The organism is Rhodococcus sp. ENV425, from assembly GCF_002887785.1.
Taxonomy (GTDB): domain Bacteria; phylum Actinomycetota; class Actinomycetes; order Mycobacteriales; family Mycobacteriaceae; genus Rhodococcus; species Rhodococcus aetherivorans.
In genome coordinates this window covers 1-4,363 of record NZ_PCZU01000096.1, presented here as the reverse complement: position 1 = coordinate 4,363, position 4,363 = coordinate 1, and the positions used below count along the sequence as shown (strand labels likewise).

General features: G+C 72.2%; 5 protein-coding genes. 1 reads left to right on the top strand and 4 read right to left on the bottom strand.

The window, feature by feature from the left end:
• Positions 1-818 (top strand): diacylglycerol kinase family protein (locus tag CQZ88_RS07980; protein WP_308410792.1); only part of this gene is annotated, 818 nt, incomplete at its 5' end.
• Here CQZ88_RS07980 and prcA read toward each other — a convergent pair.
• The 4 genes from prcA to dop all read right to left on the bottom strand — a co-directional run bounded on the left by prcA (position 806) and on the right by dop (position 4,268).
• Positions 806-1,585 (bottom strand): proteasome subunit alpha, encoded by a 780-nt coding sequence (gene prcA, locus CQZ88_RS07975; RefSeq protein WP_006931185.1) that lies wholly within the window; start codon positions 1,583-1,585, stop codon positions 806-808. The genes CQZ88_RS07980 and prcA overlap by 13 nt on opposite strands.
• Positions 1,582-2,448 carry a proteasome subunit beta gene (gene prcB, locus CQZ88_RS07970; RefSeq protein ID WP_006931184.1) on the bottom strand — a complete coding sequence of 289 codons (867 nt, stop codon included), beginning with the start codon at positions 2,446-2,448 and terminating at the stop codon, positions 1,582-1,584. The genes prcA and prcB overlap by 4 nt, the downstream gene beginning before the upstream one ends.
• Positions 2,445-2,636 carry a ubiquitin-like protein Pup gene (locus tag CQZ88_RS07965; RefSeq protein WP_003937722.1) on the bottom strand — a complete coding sequence of 64 codons (192 nt, stop codon included), beginning with the start codon at positions 2,634-2,636 and terminating at the stop codon, positions 2,445-2,447. The genes prcB and CQZ88_RS07965 overlap by 4 nt, the downstream gene beginning before the upstream one ends.
• Positions 2,637-2,774: 138 nt before the next feature.
• On the bottom strand, positions 2,775-4,268 hold the full coding sequence (gene dop / locus CQZ88_RS07960) for a depupylase/deamidase Dop (RefSeq protein ID WP_006931182.1): 1,494 nt from the start codon (positions 4,266-4,268) through the stop codon (positions 2,775-2,777).
• Positions 4,269-4,363 lie beyond the last annotated feature (95 nt).

The following is a 4,363-nucleotide window of genomic DNA, read 5'->3' as shown; positions in this document are numbered from 1 at the left end:
CACGGGTGGTCACCCTCGACCCGGACGAGGAGTTCACCGCCCAGCTGGACCGGTTCGTCGCCGAGCACACCCCCGCAGCGCTCGGCGTCCACGGCGGGGACGGCACCGTGCGAGCCGCGGCGAGCGCGGCCGTCGCGCACGGGCTGCCGCTGGCGGTGTTCCCGGGCGGCACCCTGAACCACTTCGCCCGCGACGCCGGGCTGCTCGACCTGGAGCAGACCGTGCACGCGGTCGAGCGGGGGCAGGCGCTGCGGGTCGACCTCGGCCGGGTGTGGGTGGACGGCACCGGCCCGGACGGTGCCGACCGGGGTGGACACGTGTTCGTCAACACCGCCAGCGTGGGCGGCTATCCGGACTCGGTGCGGCTGCGTGAGCGGTGGGAGCCGAGGATCGGCAAGTGGCCGGCCGCGGCGGCGGCGCTGGCCGCGGTCCTCGCGACCGCGAGCCCGCTGCGGGTGTCGCTGGACGGGGTGCCCACCGCGGTGTGGTTGCTGTTCGTCGGCAGCGGCCGGTACGCGCCGGACGACCGGGTGCCGATGTCACGGCCCCGCATCGACACCGGCACCCTGGACGTGCGGTATCTGCGGGCCGACCTGCACTGGTCGCGGACCCGGCTGCTCGCGGCCGCGGTCACCGGCAGCCTCGCCGGATCCCCGATCCACGTGCGGCGCGAAGCGCCGGCGCTGTCGGTGCGGGTGCGCAGCGGCCGGGTCGCCCTGGCCACCGACGGTGAGGTGCTCGCCGAGGGCGCGCTGTTCGAGTTCCGCAGCGTCCCCGGCGAGCTCACCCTCTACCGGCCCCTCGATCAGGAACCCTGAACGGGCCCCGACCCGTCCGGCCCGGTGGTGCCGGTGTCGTCGCCGGACCGCTCGCCGGTGCCGGGCAGCAACTGGTCGAGCGCGGCGCCGGTGATGCGGCGGAACGCGCGACGCGGGCGCGGCTTCTCGAGCACCGCCACCTCGAGCTCGGCGCGGCCGAGCACCCGGGTGCCGATCTCGGCCCCGGCGGCGGGCACCTGCTGCAGCGCCTGCACCGCGACCTGCACCGCCTCGGCGAGGGACAGACCCGGCCGGTACGACTCGCGCAGGGCGGTGGCGATGGGTTCGGTGTGCCCGCCCATCACCACGAACTGCGGTTCGTCGACGATCGAGCCGTCGTAGGTGATGCGATACAGCTGCGCGGTGTCGGCGGAGTCGGCGCGGCCGACCTCGGCGACGCAGATCTCCACCTCGTACGGCTTGGGCTGCTCGGTGAAGATGGTGCCCAGGGTCTGCGCGTACGCGTTGGCCAGCGACCGCACGGTCACGTCGCGCCGGTCGTAGGAGTAGCCGCGCATGTCGGCGTGCACGATCCCGGCGCGCCGCAGGTTCTCGAACTCGTTGTACTTGCCGACCGCGGCGAACCCGATGCGGTCGTAGAGCTCGCTGACCTTGTGCAGCGCCTTCGACGGGTTCTCGGCAACGAACACCACCCCGTCGGCGTAGATCAGCACGACCACGCTGCGGCCCCGCGCGATGCCCTTGCGCGCCAGTTCCGAGCGATCGCGCATGATCTGCTCGGCGGACGCATAGTACGGCAGCGTCACTGCGCACCTCCCTGCCCGTGCTCGGCGACGGTGCGGTCCGCGACCACGGTGCGGGCCAGCGCCGACAAGGTCTGCTCCGGCACCTCGGTGGCGCCGTCGGCGGTGATGACCACCGCGGTGGGATAGATGCCGCGGGTGGTGTCCGGGCCGCCGGTGGCGGTGTCGTCGTCGGCCGCGTCGTAGAGCGCCTCGACGACGGTGCGCAGCGCGGCCGCCTCGTCGGCGTCGGCGCGGTAGAGCTTCTTCAGCGACGACTTGGCGAACAGCGATCCCGAGCCCACCGCGTGGTAGCCGGCGCGCTCCTCGTAGCGGCCCCCGACCACGTCGTAGGACACGATCCGGCCGGCGCGCTGCGGTTCCGGGGCCTCGAGGTCGTAGCCGACCAGCAGCGGCACCACCGCCAGGCCCTGCATCGCGGCCCCGAGGTTGCCGCGCACCATCGACGACAGCCGGTTGGCCTTGCCGTCGAAGGTCAGCGGCACACCCTCGATCTTCTCGTAGTGTTCGAGCTCGACCGCGAACAGGCGCACGAGTTCGATGGCCAGGCCGGCGGTGCCGGCGATACCGGCCGCGGAGTAGCTGTCGGTGACGAACACCTTCTCCACGTCGCGGCTGGCGACCATGTTGCCCATGGTGGCGCGCCGGTCACCGGCGATGAGCACGCCGCCGGCGAACGTCACGGCGACGATCGTGGTGCCGTGCGGGGCGATGTCCGCGTCGGCGCCCCGCAGCCCGGGACGGTTCTCCGGCAGCAGTTCCGGCGCATGCATGCGCAGGTGGTCGGAGAACGAGGACAGCGGGGAACCGAACGGCATGCGCGGCGGGTGGACGGGGAACGGGATCGGCGAACGCTCCGCTGTCACTGGCCGCCCTTCTGCACGTACGCACGCACGAAGTCCTCGGCGTTCTCCTCGAGCACGTCGTCGATCTCGTCGAGCAGGTCGTCGGTCTCGGCCGCGAGCTTCTCGCGTCGTTCCTGACCGGCACCGCCGTCGCCGACGACCTCGTCGTCGTCGCCTCCGCCACCGCGTGTGGTCCGCTCCTGAGCCATAGCGGTCGACCTCCTCGTTCGTTCGTGGGGCCCGCTCCGGCCTCGGCCGGTGCGAGCTCCGACTGCTCGGACCTCCACCCTACCGAGCAGATGCGACACTCCGCGCGACTACGCGCGTGTCGCGCCCGCCCGGACGGGTCAGCTGGTCAGTTCGTCGACCAGTTGGGCCGCCGAATCCACCGAGTCGAGCAGCTTGCCGACGTGCGCGCGGCTGCCCCGCAGCGGCTCGAGGGTGGGGATGCGCACCAGGGATTCGCCGCCGAGGTCGAAGATCACCGAGTCCCAGCTGGCGGCGGCGATGTCGGCGCCGAACCGGCGCAGGCACTCGCCGCGGAAGAACGCGCGGGTGTCCGACGGCGGGGTGTGCACCGCGTCGAGCACATCCTGCTCGGCGACCAGGCGCTCCATCGAGCCGCGGGCGACGAGCCGGTTGTACAGGCCCTTGTCCAGCCGCACGTCGGAGTACTGCAGGTCCACCAGGTGCAGCCGCGGCGCCGACCACGCCAGGCCCTCCCGGTTCCGGAAGCCCTCGAGCAGGCGCAGCTTGGCCGGCCAGTCCAGCAGGTGCGCGCACTCCATGGGGTCGCGTTCGAGCAGGTCGAGGATCATCGCCCACTTGTCGAGGATGTCGCGCACCCGCTTGTCGTCGGTGCCGTCGTGGAACTTCGCGACGCGCTCGTGGTAGATCCGCTGCAACGCCAGGCCGGTCAGCTCACGGCCGTCGGTCAGGGCGACGGTCTTGCGCAGCGTGGGGTCGTGGCTGATGTGGTGCACGGCGGTGACCGGCCGGGCCAGCTGCAGGTCCGACAGGTCCACCCCGGCCTCGATCAGGTCCAGCACCAGCGCAGTGGTGCCGACCTTGAGGTAGGTCGACATCTCGGCGAGGTTGGCGTCGCCGATGATCACGTGCAGGCGTCGGTACTTGTCGGCGTCGGCGTGCGGCTCGTCGCGGGTGTTGATGATGCCGCGTTTGAGGGTGGTCTCGAGCCCGACCTCGACCTCGATGTAGTCGGCGCGCTGGGACAGCTGGAATCCGGCCTCGTCGCCGGACTGGCCGATGCCGACCCGGCCGGAACCGGTGATCACCTGCCGGGAGACGAAGAACGGGGTCAGCCCGGCCACCACCGCCGAGAACGGGGTGTCGCGGGCCATGAGGTAGTTCTCGTGGGTGCCGTACGAGGCACCCTTGCCGTCGACGTTGTTCTTGTACAGCTGCAGGCGCGGCGCGCCGGGCACGCTCGAGGCGTGCCGAGCGGCGGCCTCCATCACCCGTTCGCCGGCCTTGTCCCAGATCACCGCGTCGAGGGGGTCGGTGACCTCCGGCGCCGAGTATTCGGGGTGGGCGTGGTCGACGTACAGCCGGGCGCCGTTGGTGAGGATCATGTTGGCGGCGCCGACCTCGTCGGCGTCGATGACGGGGGCCGGACCGTTGAAGCGGCCCAGGTCGAATCCGCGGGCGTCGCGCAGTGGGGATTCGACCTCGTAGTCCCAGCGGGTGCGCTTGGCGCGCGGCACCCCCTCGGCGGCCGCGTACGCCAGGACCGCCTGGGTGGACGTGAGGATCGGGTTCGCTGTGGGCTCGTTGGGTGAGGAGATCCCGTACTCGACCTCGATGCCGATGATCCGCTGCATGACGTCGAGATTAGGTGATCGGTGCCGGTCCGGCCGGGCCGGGCGGGCCGGGGCGGGCGGCGGACGGGGCGACGGCGGCGTCGAGATACTCGACC

Bases quoted from the DNA above. Each gene is read 5' to 3' on its own strand.
- CQZ88_RS07965 (WP_003937722.1), bottom strand. From the start codon at position 2,636: ATGGCTCAGGAGCGGACCACACGCGGTGGCGGAGGCGACGACGACGAG.
- dop (WP_006931182.1), bottom strand. From the start codon at position 4,268: ATGCAGCGGATCATCGGCATCGAGGTCGAGTACGGGATCTCCTCACCC.